Raw genomic sequence first — 22,574 nt, forward strand, 5'->3', positions numbered from 1 at the left:
CCCCCGCAACCAAATTATTTTGAATGAAAAAAGGAGTGCCCAAAGGGTGCAACCGAAATAATACACTATATAAATATGGTCCGGTAGTTCAGTTGGTTAGAATGCCTGCCTGTCACGCAGGAGGTCGCGGGTTCGAGTCCCGTCCGGACCGCCATTAATGTAAACGAAACGATCATGTTTTCGTTTTTTTTGTGTTTTCTTTTACTGTATCTTCTGCTTGGTGTCTTAGCCAAGCTTTCTTTATATCGGCAACTTCTTGGATATTCTAGCAAAATTCGATAAACTAGGGAGAGCACATATAGGCTTAACTAGGGTTGAAAGGAGGTTTTGCTTCATGGATGAATTTGATTTGATACATAGCATTACTCCACGGACCATTCACCATTCTTCCGTTGATGTAGGAATTGGTGATGATGCAGCGCTCTACACTGCGAAACACGGCGTTCAGGAAATTGTTTGTGTTGATACTATGGTAGAAGACGTGCACTTCAAATTACACTATTCCTCACCTGAAGATATCGGGTATAAGGCGTTAGCCGTTAATATAAGTGATATTGCCGCGATGGGCGGCATTCCTAAATATTATTTGGTATCAATTGCGGTACCTTCAAAATGGACTAAAGCTGAAATCAAGGCGATGTATGAAGGAATGAATGAACTGGGGAAACTATATCATATGGATCTGATTGGCGGTGATACAGTCTCTATCTCTGACAAATTAGTCGTAACTGTCACTGTGATCGGTGAAGTAGAAAAGGGAAGGGCCTGTTTACGCAGCTTGGCTAGACCGAATGATATAGTGTTTGTAACGGGTGAAATCGGTTCTTCTGCAGCAGGACTTTCTTTATTGCTGGAAGAGATTAATCTTCAAAACTCATCTGTGGAAGTGGAAACGGATTACTTTATCCACAGGCATAAACGGCCTCAGCCAAGAGTAAGTGTCGGCAGATTGTGCTCAAGTATGAATCGGGCGGCTTTAAATGATATTAGTGACGGATTGGCTAGTGAACTGAACGAGATTGCAGAAGCCAGCTGTGTTTCAATTGAAATTGATGAAAGCATGCTTCCAATTCATTCTGATCTGCCTAAGCTTCATCGTAATTGGAAAGAATGGGCTTTGTTTGGCGGTGAGGATTTTGAGCTGACAGGGACGGTTTCAAATGACGAGTGGGAAGTGTTGAAGCAAAAGTGTGAAACGCATCAACTGCCCATTACAAAGATTGGCCATGTCAGAGAAAAAACAGAATCCAACGTGATCCTAAAAACTGATAACGGATTAAGGATCTTAGAGAAAAAAGGATATAATCATTTTAAATAAGACAGGTGACTCGTGTGAAGCAATTAAAGTGGAGAACCGTAAATCCTGAAGAAACAAAAGCAATTGCCAAGCTGGCTGCATCGTTTGCTAAACCGGGAGACGTCCTGACATTAGAGGGCGATTTAGGTGCAGGTAAAACGACTTTTACGAAAGGTTTTGCGGAAGGGCTGGGAATTACACGTGTTGTAAACAGTCCGACTTTTACAATTATAAAAGAATATAACGATGGCTCGCTTCCTCTTTATCATATGGATGTATATAGAATGGAGGATGAAAGTGAAGATTTGGGACTCGATGAATATTTTCACGGACAAGGTGTCTGTCTCGTTGAATGGGCTCATTTAATTGAAGAACAGCTGCCGCAGGAGCGTCTGCAAATTGTCATCAAAAGAGCTGGTGATAGTGAGCGGGAAATCACCTTTACTGCTGTCGGGAATCGGTACGAAATGCTTTGTGAGGAGATAAGTAGACATGACAATATTAGCAATTGATACATCAAATTATACATTGGGCATTGCGCTGCTTCGAGGAGACACCGTTATAGCAGAATACATTACATACTTGAAAAAGAACCATTCTGTAAGAGCGATGCCTGCAGTTCATTCATTGCTGAATGATTGTGATATGGCACCGCAGGACCTTTCTAAAATTGTCGTTGCAAAAGGCCCTGGTTCATACACAGGAGTAAGAATAGGTGTGACGCTGGCCAAAACACTTGCCTGGTCTTTAGACATTCCAATTGCTGCTGTATCAAGTCTTGAGACACTTGCGGCAAATGGCCGGCATTTTGAGGGTCTGATCTGCCCAATCTTTGATGCTAGACGGGGACAGGTGTACACAGGTCTGTATGAGTACAAAAATGGGCTTTTAGAGCAAGTTGCTCCAGATCAAAATGTGATGCTGGCAGATTGGCTGAAGATGCTAAAAGAAAAGGACCGCCCAGTTTTGTTTTTAGGTCATGATACTTCTATTCACAAGCAGATGATCGAGGAAGTGCTTGGAACAAAAGGGTTCATTGGAACTGCCGCCCAGCATAACCCGCGTCCTTCAGAATTGGCATTTCTCGGGAAGGAAAAGGAAGCAGCTGATGTTCATAGGCTTGTCCCTGATTACTTGCGGCTGGCAGAAGCTGAAGCGAAATGGATTGAAAGTCAAAAGTAGGGTGATAGGATGAAAACAAAAGCAGCGGTCAGAAATATGCGGCTTGAGGATATAGATCACGTATACGAAATCGAAGCATCCTCCTTTACGTCTCCTTGGACGAAGGATTCGTTTTATCATGAGCTGCTGGAAAACCCGTATGCTCATTATCTCGTGATTGAAAAGGACGGCTATCTAGCTGGGTATTGCGGGATTTGGATTGTGATGGACGATGCCCAAATTACAAATATAGCGATAAAACCAGAGTATCGAGGCCAGTCTTTAGGAGAAACGCTTTTTCGCTCAGCTGTTGAACTGTGTAAAGAAAAAGATGCAAGGCGGCTTTCGCTTGAAGTGAGGGTTTCGAATCATCCTGCTCAAGGCTTATATAAGAAATTCGGGATGCAGCCCGGCGGAATAAGAAAGAACTATTATACTGATAACGGGGAAGATGCGTTAATTATGTGGGTGACGATAAATGAGTGAGCAAAAAGACATGTACGTATTAGGAATTGAAACAAGCTGTGACGAGACTGCGGCAGCTATTGTGAAAAATGGAAAAGAGATCATTTCAAACGTAGTAGCCTCACAAATTGAAAGCCATAAGCGCTTTGGAGGCGTCGTTCCGGAAATAGCTTCAAGACATCATGTTGAACAAATCACTTTGGTTATAGAAGAGGCATTTCGCAAAGCTGGCATGACGTATAGGGATATTGATGCGATTGCAGTCACGGAAGGTCCGGGACTGGTGGGAGCGCTTCTTATTGGAGTGAATGCCGCTAAAGCATTGAGCTTTGCACATAACATTCCGTTAGTAGGCGTTCATCATATAGCCGGTCATATATACGCGAACCGTCTTGTAGAAGACATCGTGTTCCCGGCACTGGCATTGGTCGTTTCTGGAGGCCATACAGAACTGGTTTATATGAAGGAACATGGATCATTTGAAGTCATTGGGGAAACCCTTGATGATGCGGCAGGAGAAGCTTACGATAAAGTGGCGCGGACGATGGGTCTGCCATATCCAGGTGGACCGCAAATTGACAAGCTAGCTGAAAAAGGGAATGACAATATTCCGCTTCCTCGCGCATGGCTTGAAGAAGGCTCTTATAACTTCAGCTTTAGCGGATTGAAGTCTGCAGTGATCAATACGCTTCATAATGCGTCTCAAAAAGGGCAAGAGATTGCTCCAGAAGATTTGTCTGCCAGCTTCCAAAATAGTGTGATCGATGTCTTGGTGACCAAAACGGCACGCGCAGCAAAGGAATATGGTGTCAAACAGGTTCTTTTAGCTGGTGGAGTAGCTGCAAATAGAGGTCTCAGAGCTGCATTAGAAAAGGAATTTGCCCAGCACGAAGGGGTTTCGCTTGTCATTCCTCCGTTAGCGTTATGCACAGATAATGCGGCGATGATTGCTGCCGCTGGCACAATTGCTTTTGAAAAGGGTATTCGCGGTGCATACGATATGAATGGGCAGCCTGGCCTTGAATTGACTTCTTATCAAAGTCTCACGAGATAATAGCGTGAGACTTTTTATTTGTTATTAACAGATAATTCACAATTTATCCACATATCTGTGAGCAATTATAGAGATATAGATGGATAAAGGGCTGAAGTTACTGTTAATCAAGTGGATAAATTCAGAATATTTTGTGGATAATGTGTATAAAGCGCTTACTTCTCTTGTTTATAAGGTTATTTTCTGTGGATAAAAAGCACCTCTAAAAAGAGGTGCTTGACTTTTTTAATCTTCTTCTGTGGATAGTTCTTCCCATTCGGACAAAAGAGATTCCAGCTCCTGATTGAGTTTCTCATTGTCTGCATGGATAGCTTGTACTTTTTCATGATCCTGATAGACTTCAGGATCACATAGCAATTCATCATTGCGGCTGATGTTTTCTTCAATGCTCTGAACAGTGGCTTCAATTTCTTCAATTCGACGAAGTCGTTGGCGCTCTTTCTTTTTCCATTCTTTTTCTTCCTCGTAGGAACGTTTGGAGTCAGACTTCACTGCAGCTGGCGTTGTTTCAGTTTCCTCTTGCTGATTCATTTTCTCCAATTCAAGCTGCTCTGTTTTCTTCTCTGTATAATAATCGTAATCTCCCAGATACTCCTCTATATGGCTTGAAGAAAGCTCCAGCACTCTTGTGGCGATTCTGTTAATAAAATATCTGTCATGTGAGACAAATAACAGTGTGCCTGGATAATCAATCAGCGCGTTTTCGAGAACTTCTTTGCTGTCTAAGTCCAGATGGTTTGTCGGTTCATCAAGGATGAGAAAGTTGGCTTTTTGAAGCATCAGCTTAGCTAGAGCCAATCTTGCTTTTTCGCCCCCGCTCAGTGAATGGACGGGTTTCAGCACGTCATCTCCGGAGAATAAGAAATTTCCGAGACACGTTCTGATTTCTTTTTCTGGGAGCCCGGGGTACTCGTCCCACAGCTCATCAAGGACACGTTTAGAGGAAGTCAGTTCAGCCTGTTCCTGATCATAATAGCCGACACTGACATTTGAGCCATATGAGATCGTTCCTTGATCTGGTTTTAGGGTGTCTATTAATGTTTTCAGCAATGTTGATTTACCAATTCCGTTAGGGCCGACAAGCGCGGCGCTTTCTCCTCTTGTCAGCATGAATGACACTTCTGTTAAAAGCGGCGGCTGGTTTTCATAGCTGATTGTGAGATCCTGAACACGGAGGACTTCATTTCCGCTCTGTTTTGTAATATCAAAATGAAAGTTTGCGGATTTTTCATCACCAAGCGGTTTTGACATGACTTCCATTCGATCAAGCTGCTTTCTGCGGCTTTGCGCCCTTTTGGTGGTAGAGGCTCTCGCCAGATTTCTGTCTACGAAGTCTTGCAGCTTTGCGATTTCGTCCTGCTGCTTTTCGTACAGTTTAAGATCCTTTTCATACTGCGCGGCTTTTTGGTCGAGATAAGCGCTGTAGTTACCGTGATACTTTTTGCTTTCGGCTCTTGATACCTCGTATACCTGGTTTACCACTTTGTCCAAAAAGTAGCGGTCATGCGAAACGATGAGAATGGCGCCTGAATAGCCTTGTAAATAATGCTCAAGCCAGGTAAGCGTATCAATATCCAGATGGTTTGTCGGCTCATCGAGAATGAGTAAATCAGGCTGTGTTAACAGAAGCTTACCTAAAGCCAGTCTTGTTTTTTGGCCTCCGCTGAGGCTTTGAACCTGTGTAGAATCGTCAAAATGGCTGAAGCCGAGGCCATGCAGCACAGATCTGACATCCGCTTCATATTGATAGCCGCCTTTATCTTTGAATTCCTGCTGAAGGCGGTCGTACGTTTTCATGATGCTTTCTAATTCACCCGGATCAGCTGCCGCCATTTTTTCTTCTATAGCCCGCATTTCCTTTTCCATTGCTTTTAAGTGGTCAAAAACAGTCAGCAGCTCTTCTTTTATGGTAAGCTTAGAATCCAAGCCAGTATGCTGGGCGAGATATCCCATTGTAATATCTTTCGGTTTAATAATTTCGCCCTTTTCATACGAAAGCTGGCCTGCGATAATTTTAAGGAGCGTGGATTTTCCGGCGCCATTTCTTCCTACAATGGCGATGCGATCACGATTTCTGACTTCCAGCTTTATATTGTTTAAAATAGTATCAGCACCAAACGATTTGGACAGCTGATTAACTTGTAAGATCATCATATTATTTCACCTCTGTTATAATAAGTTAAGTGTAGCTTATGAACCAGAAGTCAGCAAACAATACATTGGCCATATAAGACATAGAGAAGAAAATAGTGTATGATCTGTTTAAGGAGCGTTTTAATATGAATGGATTTTCTCATTTTAATGAACAGGGCAGAGCCCAGATGGTGGATATCAGCGAAAAATCTTCGACTGTCCGTACTGCGGCGGCTGTTTCAAGCGTACACATGAAGAATGAGGTGTACGAGAAAATACAGAGTCACGATATCGGCAAAGGAGATGTACTGGCTGTCGCACAGGTGGCAGGCATTATGGCCGCAAAGCAAACGTCGAATATCATTCCAATGTGCCATCCGCTTTCATTGAGCGGGGTAGATATATCGTTTGACTGGAAAATAAAAGAAGCAGAAGTTATACTTCATATAAAAGCACAGGTCAAAACGAAAGGGAGTACAGGTGTGGAAATGGAAGCGCTCACTTCTGCATCGGTGTGCGCTCTTACCGTTTACGATATGTGCAAGGCCCTTGATAAGGGAATGGTCATCGGCCCTACTTTCTTGCTTGAGAAGACAGGCGGGAAAAACGGTGACTTTAAAAGAGAACTATCCGAGTATAATTTGGAGGACCAAAAATGAATAAGGATCAATCAAAAATTCCGCAGGCGACGGCGAAACGGCTGCCGCTTTACTATCGCTTTTTAAAGAATCTGCATGCGTCAGGAAAACAGCGTGTATCATCCGCTGAACTCAGTGATGCCGTAAAGGTTGATTCTGCCACGATTCGGAGGGATTTTTCCTATTTTGGAGCTCTTGGCAAAAAAGGATACGGATATAATGTGGATTATTTGCTGTCTTTTTTCCGAAAAACGCTTGATCAGGATGAGATGACTGATGTCATTTTGATTGGTGTCGGGAACTTGGGAACGGCATTTCTTCACTATAATTTCACAAAAAATAATAACACAAAAATTTCTATGGCTTTTGATATAAATGAGAGTAAAATAGGAACTGAGGTAGGCGGCGTGCCCGTCTATAACCTTGATGACCTTGAACAACACGTAAAAGATGAATCAGTTGCCATTCTTACAGTGCCAGCAGTTGCCGCTCAATCCATTACAGACAGATTGGTTGCGTTAGGAATCAAGGGAATCCTTAATTTTACGCCGGCCCGTTTGAATGTGCCGGAACACATTCGAATTCATCATATAGATTTAGCAGTTGAGCTTCAGTCACTGGTTTATTTCTTGAAGCATTATTCAGTTTTAGAGGAAATCGAATAGAGGGAAAGGAGGAGCCCAAATATGCCGATCGGTCCTGGAAGCCTTGCTGTTATCGCAATCGTTGCTCTGATTATCTTCGGTCCCAAAAAGCTGCCTGAATTGGGCAAAGCAGCCGGAGACACACTTCGTGAATTCAAAAACGCTACTAAAGGATTAACAAGTGATGAAGAGGAAAAAAAGAAAGAAGATCAGTAAGTTAGGATGACACGAATGAAAGTGAATCAAATGTCGCTGCTGGAGCATATTGCTGAGCTTCGAAAACGGTTGCTGATTGTAGCGCTGGCGTTTGTCGTTTTCTTTATTGCTGGATTTTTTTTAGCGAAGCCGATTATTGTGTATCTGCAAGAAACAGATGAAGCGAAGCAGCTTACGCTTAACGCGTTTAACCTGACAGACCCGCTTTATGTGTTTATGCAGTTTGCGTTTATCATCGGCATCGTCCTGACTTCGCCGGTTATTCTTTATCAGCTTTGGGCTTTTGTGAGCCCGGGCCTCTATGAGAAAGAGCGCAAAGTAACGCTCAGCTACATTCCGATCTCTATTTTGCTGTTTTTAGCGGGCTTATCTTTTTCATATTATATTTTATTTCCTTTTGTTGTTGATTTTATGAAGCGGATCTCTCAGGACTTGAATGTCAATCAGGTGATCGGAATTAATGAATATTTTCATTTTCTTCTGCAGCTGACGATTCCGTTTGGACTGCTGTTTCAAATGCCGGTCATCCTCATGTTTTTGACCAGGCTCGGAATTGTGACACCGATGTTTTTAGCGAAAATCAGAAAGTATGCGTATTTTACGCTCTTGGTGATCGCTGCCCTGATTACACCGCCTGAGTTACTGTCCCATATGATGGTGACGGTCCCGCTTTTGATTTTATATGAAATCAGTATTCTGATATCGAAGACCGCTTATCGGAAAGCGCAGAAAAGCAGTGCTGCCGATCAGGACGTGTCTTCCGGGCAATAATAAAAAATCCATTTCTCGGAGAAGAGAAATGGATTTTCTTTATTTCTGGTTCTTTTTGATTTTAAATGAAAAGGCGAACATCTTAAAAGAAATGCTGATGTTGTAAGCGGCGAACACCATCAGCAGGATGGAGTAAAATGACCACATGCTGCCTGGCGAGCTTGCGGCAAGATAAGTAAAGATGCACCCTACGGCAAAGTAGATCATTCCCCAAACTACCGGGTTTCTCATAAAAATAATCCTCCAATAATCAGTTGCATTTGTGTACTCTGCTGTTCAAGGTATTTCTGAACAGGCTCAAGCTGCATGATGACAACGAATGTATTCATCATTAAATGGGCGAAAATCGGCACCCATATCCGTTTTGTTCTCGCATATAAAAAGGCAAAGGTAAAGCCCATTGCTGTATATAGAAGAAGATGCTTCAAATCAGCGTGAACAATACCGAAAATAACCGAGCTAATCAGTCCGGCAAAGAAGAAATTCGTTTTTTCGTACAGCGCCCCGAAAATGATTTTTCTGAAGATGATTTCTTCCAATATAGGCCCGATGATTGAAGAAACGATAATCATGAGTGGGACTGCCTGAATGACATCCAGAATCGCTTGTGTATTTTCTGATTCTCTTCCGATGCCAAATACATAGTATTCAATAGAGCCTGCAATTCCTTGAGAGAAAAGGGCAATGAAAAAACCGGCTATCGCCCAAAGGATAGAAAGTCCGATTGAGTCCTTCTGTCCGTTTCGCAGCGTTTCTTTCGGAACGGTTCTCAAAATGAGAAGAACAATAACGAGACAGGCGATAAAGCTGATGACGGACCATAATCCTTGTGCATGCAGCATATTTTCATCTGTAGGCTGTCCTCCGGCATAACCGAATTTAAATAACAAGGGAATCGCGATTAATGCGGAAAACTGCATGATGATATATGTCAAAATAATAAACCAATACTGTTTTCTCAAATGGTATGTACTCCTTTGTTAAGTGGGTTTCGTTCATCTACAGCTATTGTAACATAATCGGAACGGGGGTGAAAAAGCTAACGGAAAAGCGAGCGGAAAAGAATGATGTAAGCGTGAAAAATTTTTTATCTTATCACTTGAAATTGGAAGGGAGATTCTTTATTATAAGAATTGTGTTAGCACTCTTTAGTGCTGAGTGCTAAAATTACATATTCATACTATTGAGGAGGTTATTACATTGTTAAAGCCATTAGGTGATCGCGTTGTCATTGAACTCGTAGAATCTGAAGAAAAAACTGCCAGCGGAATTGTGTTGCCGGATTCTGCAAAAGAAAAACCGCAAGAAGGCAAAATCGTGGCAGCTGGTTCAGGTCGCGTGTTAGAAAGCGGAGAGCGCGTTGCTTTAGAAGTAAAAGAGGGCGACCGCATTATCTTCTCAAAATACGCAGGTACTGAAGTGAAATACGAAGGTACTGAATACTTAATCTTACGTGAAAGCGACATTTTAGCTGTTATTGGCTAATTCTTAAATAAAAACATTTAAAAATTCGAGGAGGTACTGTAAAATGGCAAAAGATATTAAGTTTAGTGAAGAAGCCCGCCGCGCAATGCTTCGCGGTGTCGATGCACTTGCTGATGCTGTAAAAGTAACTTTAGGACCAAAAGGACGCAACGTGGTTCTAGAGAAAAAATTCGGTTCTCCGTTAATCACAAATGACGGTGTAACAATCGCTAAAGAAATCGAGCTTGAAGACGCGTTTGAAAACATGGGTGCGAAGCTTGTTGCTGAAGTAGCCAGTAAAACAAACGACGTTGCCGGTGACGGTACAACAACTGCGACAGTTCTTGCGCAAGCAATGATCCGTGAAGGCCTTAAAAACGTAACAGCAGGCGCTAACCCTGTAGGCGTGCGTAAAGGTATGGAACAAGCTGTAGCGGTTGCGATCGAGAACTTAAAAGAAATTTCTAAGCCGATCGAAGGCAAAGAGTCTATCGCTCAGGTTGCTGCGATCTCTGCTGCTGATGAAGAAGTCGGAAGCCTTATCGCTGAAGCAATGGAGCGCGTAGGAAACGACGGCGTTATCACAATCGAAGAGTCTAAAGGCTTCACAACTGAGCTTGAAGTTGTTGAAGGTATGCAATTCGACCGCGGATATGCGTCTCCTTACATGGTAACTGACTCTGATAAGATGGAAGCGGTTCTTGACAATCCTTACATCTTAATCACAGACAAAAAAATCACAAACATTCAAGAAATCCTTCCTGTGCTTGAGCAGGTTGTTCAGCAAGGCAAACCATTGCTTCTGATCGCAGAAGACGTTGAAGGCGAAGCACTTGCAACACTTGTTGTGAACAAACTTCGCGGCACATTCAACGCAGTTGCTGTTAAAGCCCCTGGCTTCGGTGACCGCCGTAAAGCAATGCTTGAAGACATCGCTGTCCTTACTGGCGGAGAAGTCATCACAGAAGATCTTGGCCTTGACCTGAAATCTACTCAAATCGCTCAATTGGGACGCGCTTCTAAAGTTGTCGTTACTAAAGAAAACACAACAATCGTTGAAGGCGCTGGCGAAACAGACAAAATTTCTGCCCGCGTGACTCAAATCCGCGCTCAAGTGGAAGAAACAACTTCTGAATTCGACAGAGAAAAATTACAAGAGCGTCTTGCGAAACTTGCTGGCGGCGTAGCTGTCATCAAAGTCGGCGCTGCGACTGAAACTGAGCTGAAAGAGCGTAAACTTCGCATCGAAGACGCCCTGAACTCAACTCGCGCAGCTGTTGAAGAAGGCATCGTATCCGGTGGTGGTACAGCACTTGTAAACGTATATAACAAAGTCGCTGCAGTTGAAGCTGAAGGCGATGCTCAAACAGGTATCAACATCGTGCTTCGCGCGCTTGAAGAGCCAATCCGTCAAATCGCACACAACGCTGGTCTTGAAGGATCTGTCATCGTTGAACGCCTCAAAAACGAAGAAATCGGCGTAGGCTTCAACGCTGCAACTGGCGAATGGGTAAACATGATCGACAAAGGTATCGTTGACCCAACAAAAGTGACACGTTCTGCACTGCAAAACGCTGCGTCTGTAGCGGCTATGTTGTTAACAACTGAAGCCGTTGTCGCTGACAAGCCAGAAGAAAACGCTGGTGGCGGAATGCCTGATATGGGCGGCATGGGCGGTATGGGCGGCATGATGTAATTTAGCCTATAAAATCCTTGTATTTCAAGGGTTCATAAAGAGAAACATCATTTAAGGTGCCGAAGAGGTGCCCGAACCTTTCAGAAAAAAAATTAGAGGCTTCTCATTAGTTAAGCAAACTTTTGGGAAGCTTCTTTTTCTGTATTTTGTAATGTGTTAAATAAACTGTATATGTCCTAGTCGATCCATAATTTGAAGTAGGTCTATATCAGCTTCAGCTAATAATGAAGTGTGAGTCTGACGTAATGAATGTGGTGTAAGTTTTGTTTATAGATGGTGTTTTCCTACTTTGCATTCGACTCTCTATAGTCTTAATAAAATGCAGATACCCGAAATAAGACATTTAATCTTCCAAAAATCAAATCCCTATCATAATACTCTTTACGACTTGTAATTTAATTTTTTTGTTTTAATGTATGTTTTTTAATGCGCTGATAACTTTATCTTTCATATCGACTTTACGAATGAATCCCTTAGTTTTAGGAGGAAGCAACTTATAGTTCTTTGTTTGTTAGTAAGATTATAGTAAGTCTTAGTTATATTTATAGTTTCTTTTCAAACTCAATATCCTTCCACTTTTAAGTCTAACACCCTCACTGCATTAAGACCTGTCTAAGCTAAAGTGAATAAGATAACATAGTCATCAATTTCATCCTGAGTTTTGTCTGTTTTTAAGAATGACTTTAGCCCATTCTTCTCTAGATACTTATCTTCCACTTTCTCATTTTCATTATTCTCACCTGTTTTTTATCCTTTGGAATGAAGGTATATTCTGTTAGATCAGCATTGATGGCCCTATTAAATATCATCCTTGCTGGTCCGTATACCAGAATGGTATATTAGGAGAATTTTTCTTTTTCTTTAAATCATTTAATGCGTTATATACATTCTTATTTTTAAAACGCATAGCATATAAAGGTGAAGAAGCAATAGGAAAGGCTCACTCTTTATCCAAGAAGTAAAAGAATATATCGCAAATGATCTTTCATTACCTTCACATAGGGAGAAAGGAGTTCACAAAACATTGCTAAATCGTGGAATATACAGACTATTAAAGAATTGGATTAATAAAGATATACACAGAAGTTGATTTTAGTTTGGCAAGTCATAATAATATGTTGAAATCAGGATTTCAGACCAATTTCTCAGGAATCCCAGAAATAAAAACAGAACCAAAAATACCTAATATAAGGGATTTTTGGTTCTGTTGTTTTTATTGGATTTTAGTGTAAACAGTGAAAAGAGGCCCCTTTTTTAACCCTGTAAAGTTGCTAGATAATTAGGAAACATTTATTTTCATTTTTATCGCCTCCATAAAATTCAAAATATAGTTAACTATAATCCGAATTTTAATATAAATTTCTTCAAAAGTCTAGAGTATTTTGACTTTTTCAATTTTTTAATTTTTTCTGGTGTAGAAATGGATAAAAAAAGATTATTATGTTATTATTTTCTTACTATCCAATTTTAGGGATAACCCTTGTAATTAAAGAAATTTGAGGATTGAACAAAAAAGAGCCCCCTGGTATAACACAAGGAGTTCAAAGTTGACCAAAGATGGGCGAAACTCTGTACCAAACCTCCAAAAGGCATATATACAGAACTAAGATCGGAGATTGGGAAGGGAAATCAGCTCTTTATACCTTAATACTTCTCCATTCCCCTCGCTAATTAAGAAATTGGACACCTAGGAAAGTCCTCATAAAAAAAGCCATTTATGCAAAGAGGAGTATGAATCAAACGAGCAAGAAAGTTGGTGAAAACAGTAAATAAGAGTATAGGCATTCAAATTGAAATCAAGTTTGCCAAGTATGATATAGGTTGCCAACTTGAGCAATATGCTTTATAAAGAGCAATCGGAGCATGAATTGGAAGCACTGTAGAAACCATACCAGGACCTAAGGAAGTGGCAGCTATTAAAGGTTTATGAATAACAACAGTTGCTTTATTTTTTGCTGAGGTGAGTAACATCACGAAGTACAGTCATCTACAGCAAATCGTAAACTTAACAGAGCTTTTTTTACGTGAACACATTTCAGGGAAATTAAAATAGTAAACAAGGGTATCAAGCGGTATCAAAGCGAGGACGAAGCGGGTTACGAATGGCCTTATATTTAGCGATTAGTCCATTTCTTGCGCACAATCTAATCTTTAAAGCCTTGCATCATTATTATACTAAACGTCCTGATCACCCTTTAAAGAAACAACAGCTACTCATTTCCTTGTATTGTAAGTTATTACGTCCCTGTTTTGTCATTGGTCAAAAACAATGTGATTTTGATGGTTCTATAACCGATAAAGGCTTCTTAACAACGTAAAGTTACAAAATTATGATTACTTATTTCGCTCTTAAAACGAACACTGATAGTGCAGAGTCGGAGCTTATTTATTTCATTCGGGCAAAAGACCAAGTAATGAGTGACCGAGAGTCGGGCGGAGATCCAATACACAATTGTACCCTTTAACGAGTTTATCTAACAAAGGTGTAGGATGGATCCTGTATGAATATTCAGTGTGTATCTATTATAAGCTGTGATCGCTATTAGGTGCTAATCAAGTATCAATGAATAATTGAGAATAAGTGAGTATTCAAAAGATAAGTTAACTTTATTGAAGGAGAGTTTTGCAATGATTAATCCAAAATTAAGAGTGGGCCAAGACTGCAGGTATATGAATTATTCAGCTATTTTTGAATATTTAAATAAATCCGAATTAGCCGCGGCCTATACATACTTTGACACAGTCTATGAATTTGAAACTTTTACAACTTTTAATGATGATAAGGATCCAAAAGAACACATTTCAAAAGATAATGATCTTTTGATTACTGGAGAAATTAAATCTGGCTATCGTTCACTATTACATGATCTTTGTAATCAAAAAGTAGAGGCATCCAATTGTTTTAAAGTTAAATACATTAATATATCAACAACTACATTAGAAAAACTACAAGAAAATTATTTAAGTAAGAAGAAACCAGTGATTATTCCTGTTGATCACTATTATCTAATGGAGGATTATAGAAAAGAAAATGTAATAAGTCCATCTTACCATAGTAGTTTTCACGCTGCTGTATTATTAAATGTGGATTTCAAAAATAATGAATGTCTTTTATTAGATAAATTTTTTAAATTTTATGGGAAAGTGAGTTTAGAAAATTTCTTAAGAGCCATGAATTCTGAATATTTATTTGTTAAGGGAGAAGTTTCGTATATAGATACTTTTGATGACAATTTCAAAGTAAAAGTTAATTATAGTATTTTAGAGCAAGTAGTTCAAACTGGCTTAAAAATCACAGTTGGGGTGAAGGGTACAGAAAAAATGTTTGATGATTTCGCAAGAATTATTGAAAGTATGTACGAGCAAAAAGGTGTCTATGCTCCACTATATACCACAAATCTTATGCAACCAATAAGATTACAAAAAGAGTCAGTTGCAAATCACCTTGAATCTCTATGTAACAAAGCAGAATTAATAATTCCAGAGTGCTTAATCGCTCAGATCCATGAAGTGGCAAATGAATGGAATAAATTAGATATTTTGTGTGATAAAGCTTATTTAAGTAACACTCATATGAAAAAAATGTTAGATGTTTTTAATAATGTTTTAGATAGAATAGTTTACTTAGAAAATAAGGTATACGAAGAACTTCAAGACCTCTTATTAATATAACAAAAAGGGGATAACTAGTTATAAAATGATTCTACTACCCAGTTCCACTACAGACCAAATGTTTTAATCCGAGGTTTATTCAGTAGTATAAATAAACGGCGGTTAACAGCCTGGTATATGTGGGTTCCCGTATTTCAATCCATCCGTTACGGAGATGCCTTAGACTAGGGGCGTAAGATTGATTACTTACCAATATCTAGTTCATAAGTAATCAATTGATTTATTAACAGAGAGTAATTTACAAATGAGTATACTTATTAGCTGGTCGAGGAGACAATATTACTGAACTAGACGAGTGGACTTTTTTGTTACTAAACAACTACTCGGACCCAGTAATAAGTTCAAGTAAATGTGAAATAAAAAATATAGTGATATTTATTACTAAGGACAGAAAGGATTAAATACATTGAGCATAACTACCATTTCATCTATTTATAGTAACATGATTTTGCCCTATAACAAATTTCATTTACCATACCATCCAGGTCGATTATTATTACTTGAAACAACCAAAACCCTTCAAGTTAATTGGGAGCAAAAATCGAAATGGGTTTCTAGTGGGATTATATTAGGTCAAGAATTTGAATTGATTAATTTTAGTTCAATCAGTGTAAAAGTAAATGGGATCATTATAAATTCCCCATTTTCCTATAAGGCTCCCAATAATATCTTCTTTCCACGAAGACAACAAATTGAATTAATTTTAAAGCTTTTTAACTTAACTGAAATATCTCAATCGAGTATTAACCAAGCGGAAGAACAACTTTATAAGTTATGTAGATATTTGTTAGAAAAACCAAAGTGTTCGGGAGTCATAGATACTAATTCTTCTCATAAAAGACTTCATGGGAAAATTGATAACCGTCTTATTATGATTCACCGATATATTCGGCAAAATTACAGTCATCCTCTCACCTTGAAAATTTTAGCAGATATTATTGGGTGTAATCCAACTTACTTAAGTAATTCATTTACTAAGGTATTTAAAATTTCCCCAATGAGCTACCTAAAAACGATAAGAATGAAAAAGGCAAGCGAACTATTAAAGGATACAAAAATGAGTATTAAAGAAATTGCGATAAGCTTAGGGTATATATCAAATTCACAGTTTTCAAGTACTTTTAAACAGTATTATTCTTGCACTCCAGTTAAATATCGACAAAAATCTTTAATAGAGCAGGCTGAAAGTGAGGTTGCTATTTAATGAAATTAGAAATAATTGAAGAAGAAATCAACAAAATTGTAAGTAAAATACTTGAATATTCATACATTTATATTGAAAAGCATAAAGATCTAAATATATATGGTTTAGATTCTAAGAGGATTATTATGTTAATAGTTCAATTGGAAGAACATTTTAACATAATTTTCGATGAAGAAGAACTAGTATTCGAAAATTTTACCAGAATTCAATCTATTTCAGCCCTCTTAAAAGAAATTTTAACTAATAGAAATCGAAAAAATATTTCTAATAAAAAAAATCAGTTAACTACTGACCGATATACAAAAAAGAATAAACAAGACAGTGATACATCAAATATATACAGTTAATATATCTATCCACTTTCGGAAAAAAACTTTAAGGACTGTCTTTCTGTTTTTGGTAAAAAAAAGCAGGATTCGAATTATTATTTGTAGTCCGAAAAGACGCAGAAAGGGAAGTCTTAGGAGAACTGTTGCCCCTTTATTTATAGAAGGAATATAATATTCCTCTAAGAAAAATTAGCTTGAGATCGATTTATATTATAAACCTTATTCATTGTTCCGGAGAGGTTGTGCAAAGTTAACGGCAACAATTTGGTTAAATTAGCAAGGTAGATAATCATACCGGACAGTTTATATATTCCTTTCAAGAACTTTAACGCTATAAATTTTTAGAAATTCTCAATAATCATTTTATAATAAAAAATATATTAACATTAGGTTAAGAAAGTTTATCCTTTTAGATACCTAGTGCACTTTTTTTGTATACACAGTTGAACCTCTATTAAAAACCACGTCATATACTCACTGGTTTATGGTATTTATATTATGAGAGAGGGAATCCAATTTTCATCCCTTGCGTAACTAGGATGATTTGTTTTACTGATACCCTTTCGAAGACCTTTTTATATTTTAAATTCAACAAAGATAAATATTTTATTTTTTACAACTTTTCTGTTTGGATAGTAAGATATTTTATCCAATATTAAACCATATAACCAAAATACACAGATTTTAAAAGGTACAGATGTTATCTAATTTTACAGATTAGATTGTTTAGAAGAATCTAACGTGATATTTTATATTATGAATATTCATATAAATAGAATAATCTGAAGAAATATAATATTAAAAACATCAAGTGCGAATAGTAAACAATTTTAAATTATTTTGTAAAAGCTCTATTTGATGGAAAAGCCGAAAGATTGTAACCAAATATCACTTATAGGAATCTAGAGTAGAACCAACAGGAGATTCTTCTAGAAAGAGCCCTTACTACTATCTACTAATATACAAGGGGGACTTTAAATGGCAAAAAACGAAGTAACTATATGTAAGACCTTTAGTTTTGATAGTGCGCATCAGTTGGTTAACCATAAAGGAAAATGTGCAAACTTACACGGTCACACATACAAACTAGAAGTAAAATTAAAAATGCAACCAAATATGGAGAGAAATTCAACTGATGAGGGATTTGTTATCGATTTTTCTGATTTGAAGAAAATAATAAAAGACGAAATTATAGATAAATTTGATCATGCTTTTATCGCACAGGGAAATGAACCAGCATATGAAGCAGTTCGGTCTTCAGGTACTAAGATTTGTGTTCTTGGTTTTCGTACAACGGTCGAAAATTTGGCATTATACATTTGTTGGCGTTTAATAGAGGTTAATTTACCAGTATATTCAATTAGGTTATGGGAAACTCCAACAGGATGGGCAGAAGTTTTATCCGAAGACGTACCAAAAAACGGTCCATATTTCTTAGCATGAATGGAGTGACACATAAATGAGTAATATTTTATCGAAATCTACCGTGCCTATTTCAGAAATTTTTGGTCCAACTATACAGGGTGAAGGTATGGTCATCGGTAGGAAAACTATGTTTGTACGGACCGCTGGTTGTGAATATTCTTGTTCTTGGTGCGATTCCGCTTTTACTTGGAATGGAACAGAGAAAGCAACATTGATGAGTCCAGAAAAAGTTATTGAAAAACTTGATAGTTTTGGAGCAGGAAATTATAGTCATGTAACTATTACTGGTGGTAACCCCGCACTGATTGGTAGAGGTTTAAATGAGGTTATTGACCTTCTTCATAAAAAAGGTGTTTCAGTAGGTGTAGAAACTCAAGGAAGTAAGTATCAGGATTGGTTTCTAAAAGTTGACGACATGGTTATATCTCCAAAACCCCCGAGTTCAGGAATGGTCACAGATTACAATAAATTAGATTTTATCATTAATCGCATTAGTAAAAGAAGTCAAAATTTAAGTTTAAAAGTCGTTGTTTTTAATGATGAAGATTATCAGTTTGCCAAAGATGTGCATTTAAGGTATCCACACATTTTATTTTATTTATCTGTTGGTAATACCGATCCATACGACGAAAATATAGGAGCGGATCAAATTTTAGATGACTTAAAACGGCTGTGTAGTAAAGTCATTGAGGACGCAGATTTGAAGGATGTTAGAGTCTTACCACAGCTTCATACATTAATTTGGGGAAATGAAAGAAAAGTTTAAACATTGCATAATAAAGAATGGATTGTGAGAAAAAAGATGAAAAAGATGGAATTTGTAAAAAGAGGAACTATAATTCTAGGTGTAAATGGTTGGAGAGAGTATGGCCATGATGCCTCAGCTACTTTAATTGAGGTTACTCCACATTCATGTAAATTATTAGGAGCACTTGAGGAGGAAAAAGTATCAAGGAATAAATGTGCTTACGATACATTACCGGTAGAGTCTATTAAATATTTATTAAATATGTTCCAATTAAATGTAAATGATATTGACCATATTGCATTTGGGTGGAACTATCCACAATTATATGAGCAAATAGGGAAGGAATTTTTATATCAAGATAATATTAAACTTTTGAAAGAGTTATTCCCTAATGCTCACATTCAACGAGAAATTCCTATATCATTTATCGATCATCATTTGGCTCACGCTGCATGTTCATATCGAACATCAAGCTTTAGAGAATCTTTAATTTTTGTATTTGATGGTCAAGGGGAGAAAGAATCATCTAGTATCTGGATTGGTCAAAGTGATCAAATAAAATTACTTGAAAAAATCGGGGTTAAAGAGTCTTTAGGTTATTTATATGAAGCAGTTAATAAGATATTAAACTTTCAGAATCATGAATCGGGTAAAACAATGGGGCTTGCCTCATATGGTAAACCAAGGTATTTCGAGGACTTTAAAAGATGTTTTAATTTTAAAGACGGTAAAATTAGTCTCAATAAAAATATGAATCATATTTATGAGATTGTTAATCGTTTTTCAAAGAAAGACACTATAAATCATCACGCTACTATAATTGCCATGTGGGAATATTTTATAACGGAAAATTTAGGGATAAAGCTCCTGAGTAAAAAATCTACTTCTTTTTATGATATTGATGATATCTACAAAGATCTAGCGGCATCTGTGCAAGCACTTCTCGAAAGCATAGCTATAAAGATAGTTAATTGGTTTGTGAAAAAGAAAGGTATTAGTGAGATATGTATGAGTGGGGGAGTAGCACTCAATTGCATAATGAATGGGGAAATATTACAACAAGAAAAAATAAGAGATATATTTATTAATCCAGCTGCAAATGATGCAGGTGTATCACTAGGGGCAGCACTAGAACTTGCTTATGAGTTAGGTTTTAAATCCAGACTAGAAGAAAGTCATTTTGATCCCTTCATTGGAATTGAGTTTACGAATGAAGAAATTATTCAAGCGATAGATGTAAAAGGTTTGAAGTATACAGTTGTTGATAGTGCTGAGAAGCAAATTTCAGAACTAATTGCCAATGGAAAAGTGGTAGCCGTATTTCAAGGAAGAAATGAATGGGGTCCTCGTGCCTTAGGGAATAGGAGTATTTTATCTTCGGCTAGAGAAAAGGATCGTCTTGACTATATAAATAGTGTCATTAAGGAGCGGGAGTTAGGTAGACCACTTGGTCCAAGCCTTCTTATTCAAGATAGTAACGAGCTATTACTAGAAGAAAAGTCATTGGGTAATTATATGAATGTTGCATATCGTGCGAAAAAAAATTTAAATTTATATCCCGCGGTTATACATGTTGATCATACGTTTCGACCTGAGTTTGTTATTAAAAGACTAAATGAAAATTATTATAAGCAGCTCTGGGCTATTAAAAATAAAACAGGGAGTTCACTTGTAATTAATACTTCTTTTAATTTAAAAACACCTATTATTTTTCATATTGAAGATGCGATTGAATACTTCATTAGAAGTGCAATTGATGCTTTAGTATTTAACAATCAAATAGTTTTAATTAAATGAATTTTATTATTGAAAAATTATAATTTTTTAATGGGGAGTAAGATTAAATGGAACATCTTTTTAAAGGGCTTATTGAAGGGATTGGGGAAGACTTTACAAGAGAAGGCTTAATTAAAACACCAGCACGTGCGACAAAAGCGTTATATTTTTTAACAAGTGGTTATAAAGAGAATTTAGATGAAATTTTTAATGGAGCTATTTTTAATGAGAATTCTAACGATATGGTCATTATAAAAAACATTGAGTTTTATAGTTTATGTGAACATCATATGCTACCGTTCTGGGGTACTTGCCATGTAGGATATATTCCAAATGGGAAGATAGTCGGATTAAGTAAAGTGGCAAGGCTCGTTAATCATTTTTCAAGAAGATTACAAGTTCAAGAAAGACTAACAAAACAAATTGCAGTTACGTTAAAAGAATATTTAGATGCCGAGGGAGTGGCAGTAATCATCCAAGCCAAGCATTTATGTATGATGATGAGGGGGATTGAAAAACAACAAAGTGAAACGCTAACCAAATCTATGGTAGGATGTTTCCTTGAATCGGATAGAAAAAATAACGAGTTTATGCGCTTATTAGGGCTAGAATAATATAATGTTTACTGGGAGGATTTTAGAATGGAAGACAGTTTGAGTAAAGCTGTTCTTGACATCATTTCATCTTTTGACGGGGTAAATATAGGATCTGAACAAGTTGATTTTGATAAACAACTAATCAATTATGGTGTAGATTCGATCACATTTATTAAGATAATTGTAAAAATCGAAAATGAATTTAAAATCGAAATTGATGATAGTGTCCTAAATCGAAATAGTTTGTTAACTATACGAAATATTGTCAAATATCTAAAAAATAAAGTACATGAGGGAAGAATATGAGGTACCTTAGTGAAACCGATTGTAAATCTATTCCTGTAAATTGGGATAGTACTATTTCGGTCATAGAAAAAGCCGTTAAGTGTATGTATAAAGGAGACTACTCTCAACCAATAAAGCCCTACTTAAAGTATAGGAATCCGGTTAATCGCATAATTGCAATGCCTGCCTTTATTGGAGGAACCGATGATATTGCGGGTATAAAGTGGATCGCTAGTTTTCCAAGTAATCATGAGGTTGATTTACCTCGGGCACATAGCACCATAATTTTAAATGATTCATACACCGGTCAGCCAGTAAGTATTCTTAACGGTGCTTATTTAAGCATAATTAGAACTGCTTCAGTCAGTGGCTTATTTATTAAAAAATATTTAGAGGCAAGAAAAGGGCTTACGAATATTAAACTTGGAATCGTTGGATTTGGACCAATAGGACATTACCATTTAAAGATGTGTTCACATATTTTGGGGAGTAAATTAGAGAAGGTCTATTTATACGATAAGAAAAAAATCAGTGTTCATTCTCTTAAAAAACTCTCAGAGCAATGTGAAGTTATTGTAACTGATAATTGGGAAAAAGTTTATCAAAACGCTGACATATTTATTACATGTACAGTTGCTAAGGAAAGATACATAAATAAACGACCACAACAAGGTTCTTTGTTATTGAATGTTTCCTTAAGAGATTATTGTATCGATTCAATTTTATTAGAAGAAGACATAATTATAGTTGATGATTGGAACGAAGTAGCAAGAGCCGATACTGATATCCAACGGATGAAGGATATGAAGGGATTAACGCAAGAAGACTGTTCTTTACTAAAAGATGTTATATGTGAGGAATCATTAAAAGATATCCCCCCTAAAAGTACTGTAATGTTTAACCCAATGGGAATGAGTATATTCGATGTAGCAATTGGAAATTATTATTATAGGGAGTCAATTAAAAAAGGTATTGGTCTATTACTAGATTAAAGTTTTTT

At 37.5% G+C, this 22,574-nt stretch carries 23 protein-coding genes, 2 tRNA genes and 1 pseudogene (1 of these 26 running past the window's edge); 23 read left to right on the forward strand and 3 right to left on the reverse strand.

Going from position 1 to position 22,574, the window contains the following annotated elements; translation table 11 throughout:
• The 7 genes from MY9_RS03435 to tsaD form a co-directional block, all read left to right on the forward strand.
• A tRNA-Met gene (locus MY9_RS03435) sits at positions 1 to 12 on the forward strand; it begins 65 nt to the left of the window's first position.
• A 65-nt stretch (positions 13 to 77) separates the two neighbouring features.
• Positions 78 to 154, forward strand: a tRNA-Asp gene (locus tag MY9_RS03440).
• A gap of 180 nt (positions 155 to 334) precedes the next feature.
• On the forward strand, positions 335 to 1,318 hold the full coding sequence (thiL, locus tag MY9_RS03445; RefSeq protein ID WP_014663004.1) for a thiamine-phosphate kinase: 984 nt from the start codon (positions 335 to 337) through the stop codon (positions 1,316 to 1,318).
• Between the two features lie 14 nt (positions 1,319 to 1,332).
• Positions 1,333 to 1,809 (forward strand): tRNA (adenosine(37)-N6)-threonylcarbamoyltransferase complex ATPase subunit type 1 TsaE, encoded by a 477-nt coding sequence (gene tsaE / locus MY9_RS03450; RefSeq protein WP_014663005.1) that lies wholly within the window; start codon positions 1,333 to 1,335, stop codon positions 1,807 to 1,809.
• Complete coding sequence (gene tsaB, locus MY9_RS03455) at positions 1,790 to 2,479, forward strand: tRNA (adenosine(37)-N6)-threonylcarbamoyltransferase complex dimerization subunit type 1 TsaB (protein ID WP_014663006.1); 690 nt, start codon at positions 1,790 to 1,792, stop codon at positions 2,477 to 2,479. Before tsaE ends, tsaB begins: the two co-directional genes overlap by 20 nt.
• 9 nt (positions 2,480 to 2,488) lie before the next feature.
• A complete protein-coding gene (gene rimI, locus MY9_RS03460; protein WP_014479024.1) occupies positions 2,489 to 2,944 on the forward strand; it encodes a ribosomal protein S18-alanine N-acetyltransferase in 456 nt (151 codons plus the stop codon).
• Entirely contained in the window at positions 2,937 to 3,977 is a 1,041-nt protein-coding gene (gene tsaD, locus MY9_RS03465) for a tRNA (adenosine(37)-N6)-threonylcarbamoyltransferase complex transferase subunit TsaD (RefSeq protein WP_014663007.1), read from the forward strand. The genes rimI and tsaD overlap by 8 nt, the downstream gene beginning before the upstream one ends.
• 225 nt (positions 3,978 to 4,202) lie before the next feature.
• On the opposite strand, the gene MY9_RS03470 is transcribed toward tsaD, so the two are convergent.
• Positions 4,203 to 6,131 (reverse strand): ABC-F family ATP-binding cassette domain-containing protein, encoded by a 1,929-nt coding sequence (locus tag MY9_RS03470; protein WP_014663009.1) that lies wholly within the window; start codon positions 6,129 to 6,131, stop codon positions 4,203 to 4,205.
• A gap of 125 nt (positions 6,132 to 6,256) precedes the next feature.
• Between MY9_RS03470 and moaC the strand changes: the two genes are divergently transcribed.
• From moaC to tatC, 4 genes are read left to right on the forward strand one after another with little or no spacing between them, the layout of a single operon-like run.
• The gene (gene moaC / locus MY9_RS03475) at positions 6,257 to 6,769 is read left to right on the forward strand and encodes a cyclic pyranopterin monophosphate synthase MoaC (RefSeq protein WP_003243499.1); all 513 of its coding nucleotides are present in this window, start codon (positions 6,257 to 6,259) and stop codon (positions 6,767 to 6,769) included.
• Positions 6,766 to 7,413, forward strand: a complete 648-nt coding sequence (locus tag MY9_RS03480) for a redox-sensing transcriptional repressor Rex (RefSeq protein WP_003234073.1) — start codon at positions 6,766 to 6,768, stop codon at positions 7,411 to 7,413. Before moaC ends, MY9_RS03480 begins: the two co-directional genes overlap by 4 nt.
• 21 nt (positions 7,414 to 7,434) lie before the next feature.
• Positions 7,435 to 7,608 (forward strand): sec-independent protein translocase protein TatAY, encoded by a 174-nt coding sequence (gene tatAY, locus MY9_RS03485; protein ID WP_003234072.1) that lies wholly within the window; start codon positions 7,435 to 7,437, stop codon positions 7,606 to 7,608.
• A gap of 6 nt (positions 7,609 to 7,614) precedes the next feature.
• Positions 7,615 to 8,379: a twin-arginine translocase subunit TatC gene (gene tatC, locus MY9_RS03490; RefSeq protein ID WP_080478173.1), complete on the forward strand. Its 765-nt coding sequence runs from the start codon at positions 7,615 to 7,617 to the stop codon at positions 8,377 to 8,379.
• A 39-nt stretch (positions 8,380 to 8,418) separates the two neighbouring features.
• Here tatC and MY9_RS03495 read toward each other — a convergent pair whose 3' ends face one another.
• Entirely contained in the window at positions 8,419 to 8,610 is a 192-nt protein-coding gene (locus MY9_RS03495; RefSeq protein WP_003225680.1) for a YdiK family protein, read from the reverse strand.
• A complete protein-coding gene (locus tag MY9_RS03500) occupies positions 8,607 to 9,341 on the reverse strand; it encodes a CPBP family intramembrane glutamic endopeptidase (protein ID WP_014663011.1) in 735 nt (244 codons plus the stop codon). The genes MY9_RS03495 and MY9_RS03500 overlap by 4 nt, the downstream gene beginning before the upstream one ends.
• A gap of 238 nt (positions 9,342 to 9,579) precedes the next feature.
• Between MY9_RS03500 and groES the strand changes: the two genes are divergently transcribed.
• The 12 genes and pseudogenes from groES to MY9_RS03555 all read left to right on the forward strand — a co-directional run bounded on the left by groES (position 9,580) and on the right by MY9_RS03555 (position 22,566).
• A complete protein-coding gene (gene groES, locus MY9_RS03505) occupies positions 9,580 to 9,864 on the forward strand; it encodes a co-chaperone GroES (protein WP_003155970.1) in 285 nt (94 codons plus the stop codon).
• Between the two features lie 43 nt (positions 9,865 to 9,907).
• Entirely contained in the window at positions 9,908 to 11,539 is a 1,632-nt protein-coding gene (groL, locus tag MY9_RS03510) for a chaperonin GroEL (RefSeq protein WP_014663012.1), read from the forward strand.
• 1,611 nt (positions 11,540 to 13,150) lie between these two features.
• Positions 13,151 to 13,857: pseudogene (locus tag MY9_RS22085) on the forward strand (transposase); the annotation flags it as partial.
• A 310-nt stretch (positions 13,858 to 14,167) separates the two neighbouring features.
• Complete coding sequence (locus MY9_RS03515; RefSeq protein ID WP_014663014.1) at positions 14,168 to 15,211, forward strand: hypothetical protein; 1,044 nt, start codon at positions 14,168 to 14,170, stop codon at positions 15,209 to 15,211.
• A 406-nt stretch (positions 15,212 to 15,617) separates the two neighbouring features.
• Positions 15,618 to 16,415: a helix-turn-helix transcriptional regulator gene (locus MY9_RS20935; protein WP_014663015.1), complete on the forward strand. Its 798-nt coding sequence runs from the start codon at positions 15,618 to 15,620 to the stop codon at positions 16,413 to 16,415.
• Entirely contained in the window at positions 16,415 to 16,762 is a 348-nt protein-coding gene (locus MY9_RS03525; protein ID WP_014663016.1) for an acyl carrier protein, read from the forward strand. Before MY9_RS20935 ends, MY9_RS03525 begins: the two co-directional genes overlap by 1 nt.
• A 960-nt stretch (positions 16,763 to 17,722) precedes the next feature.
• Positions 17,723 to 18,187: a 6-carboxytetrahydropterin synthase QueD gene (queD, locus tag MY9_RS03530; RefSeq protein WP_014663017.1), complete on the forward strand. Its 465-nt coding sequence runs from the start codon at positions 17,723 to 17,725 to the stop codon at positions 18,185 to 18,187.
• 16 nt (positions 18,188 to 18,203) lie between these two features.
• A complete protein-coding gene (gene queE, locus MY9_RS03535) occupies positions 18,204 to 18,935 on the forward strand; it encodes a 7-carboxy-7-deazaguanine synthase QueE (RefSeq protein WP_014663018.1) in 732 nt (243 codons plus the stop codon).
• A gap of 36 nt (positions 18,936 to 18,971) precedes the next feature.
• The gene (locus MY9_RS03540) at positions 18,972 to 20,714 is read left to right on the forward strand and encodes a carbamoyltransferase C-terminal domain-containing protein (RefSeq protein WP_014663019.1); all 1,743 of its coding nucleotides are present in this window, start codon (positions 18,972 to 18,974) and stop codon (positions 20,712 to 20,714) included.
• 47 nt (positions 20,715 to 20,761) lie between these two features.
• Positions 20,762 to 21,307, forward strand: coding sequence for a GTP cyclohydrolase I FolE (gene folE / locus MY9_RS03545; protein ID WP_014663020.1), 546 nt, complete (start codon positions 20,762 to 20,764; stop codon positions 21,305 to 21,307).
• A 27-nt stretch (positions 21,308 to 21,334) separates the two neighbouring features.
• Positions 21,335 to 21,595: an acyl carrier protein gene (locus MY9_RS03550; RefSeq protein ID WP_014663021.1), complete on the forward strand. Its 261-nt coding sequence runs from the start codon at positions 21,335 to 21,337 to the stop codon at positions 21,593 to 21,595.
• Positions 21,592 to 22,566 carry an ornithine cyclodeaminase gene (locus MY9_RS03555; RefSeq protein WP_014663022.1) on the forward strand — a complete coding sequence of 325 codons (975 nt, stop codon included), beginning with the start codon at positions 21,592 to 21,594 and terminating at the stop codon, positions 22,564 to 22,566. The genes MY9_RS03550 and MY9_RS03555 overlap by 4 nt, the downstream gene beginning before the upstream one ends.
• Positions 22,567 to 22,574: the final 8 nt, after the last annotated feature.

Source organism: Bacillus sp. JS (assembly GCF_000259365.1).
Lineage (GTDB): Bacteria > Bacillota > Bacilli > Bacillales > Bacillaceae > Bacillus > Bacillus stercoris.

Excerpts from the sequence above, each read along its gene's own strand:
- MY9_RS03555 (WP_014663022.1), top strand. The coding sequence starts at position 21,592 with ATGAGGTACCTTAGTGAAACCGATTGTAAATCTATTCCTGTAAATTGG.
- tatAY (WP_003234072.1), top strand. The coding sequence starts at position 7,435 with ATGCCGATCGGTCCTGGAAGCCTTGCTGTTATCGCAATCGTTGCTCTG.
- moaC (WP_003243499.1), top strand. The coding sequence starts at position 6,257 with ATGAATGGATTTTCTCATTTTAATGAACAGGGCAGAGCCCAGATGGTG.
- MY9_RS03470 (WP_014663009.1), bottom strand. The coding sequence starts at position 6,131 with ATGATGATCTTACAAGTTAATCAGCTGTCCAAATCGTTTGGTGCTGAT.
- queE (WP_014663018.1), top strand. The coding sequence starts at position 18,204 with ATGAGTAATATTTTATCGAAATCTACCGTGCCTATTTCAGAAATTTTT.
- MY9_RS03525 (WP_014663016.1), top strand. The coding sequence starts at position 16,415 with ATGAAATTAGAAATAATTGAAGAAGAAATCAACAAAATTGTAAGTAAA.
- tatC (WP_080478173.1), top strand. The coding sequence starts at position 7,615 with ATGACACGAATGAAAGTGAATCAAATGTCGCTGCTGGAGCATATTGCT.
- thiL (WP_014663004.1), top strand. The coding sequence starts at position 335 with ATGGATGAATTTGATTTGATACATAGCATTACTCCACGGACCATTCAC.
- queD (WP_014663017.1), top strand. The coding sequence starts at position 17,723 with ATGGCAAAAAACGAAGTAACTATATGTAAGACCTTTAGTTTTGATAGT.
- tsaD (WP_014663007.1), top strand. The coding sequence starts at position 2,937 with ATGAGTGAGCAAAAAGACATGTACGTATTAGGAATTGAAACAAGCTGT.
- MY9_RS03515 (WP_014663014.1), top strand. The coding sequence starts at position 14,168 with ATGATTAATCCAAAATTAAGAGTGGGCCAAGACTGCAGGTATATGAAT.
- MY9_RS03480 (WP_003234073.1), top strand. The coding sequence starts at position 6,766 with ATGAATAAGGATCAATCAAAAATTCCGCAGGCGACGGCGAAACGGCTG.
- MY9_RS03540 (WP_014663019.1), top strand. The coding sequence starts at position 18,972 with ATGAAAAAGATGGAATTTGTAAAAAGAGGAACTATAATTCTAGGTGTA.
- MY9_RS03550 (WP_014663021.1), top strand. The coding sequence starts at position 21,335 with ATGGAAGACAGTTTGAGTAAAGCTGTTCTTGACATCATTTCATCTTTT.
- folE (WP_014663020.1), top strand. The coding sequence starts at position 20,762 with ATGGAACATCTTTTTAAAGGGCTTATTGAAGGGATTGGGGAAGACTTT.
- rimI (WP_014479024.1), top strand. The coding sequence starts at position 2,489 with ATGAAAACAAAAGCAGCGGTCAGAAATATGCGGCTTGAGGATATAGAT.
- MY9_RS03495 (WP_003225680.1), bottom strand. The coding sequence starts at position 8,610 with ATGAGAAACCCGGTAGTTTGGGGAATGATCTACTTTGCCGTAGGGTGC.
- tsaB (WP_014663006.1), top strand. The coding sequence starts at position 1,790 with ATGACAATATTAGCAATTGATACATCAAATTATACATTGGGCATTGCG.
- groL (WP_014663012.1), top strand. The coding sequence starts at position 9,908 with ATGGCAAAAGATATTAAGTTTAGTGAAGAAGCCCGCCGCGCAATGCTT.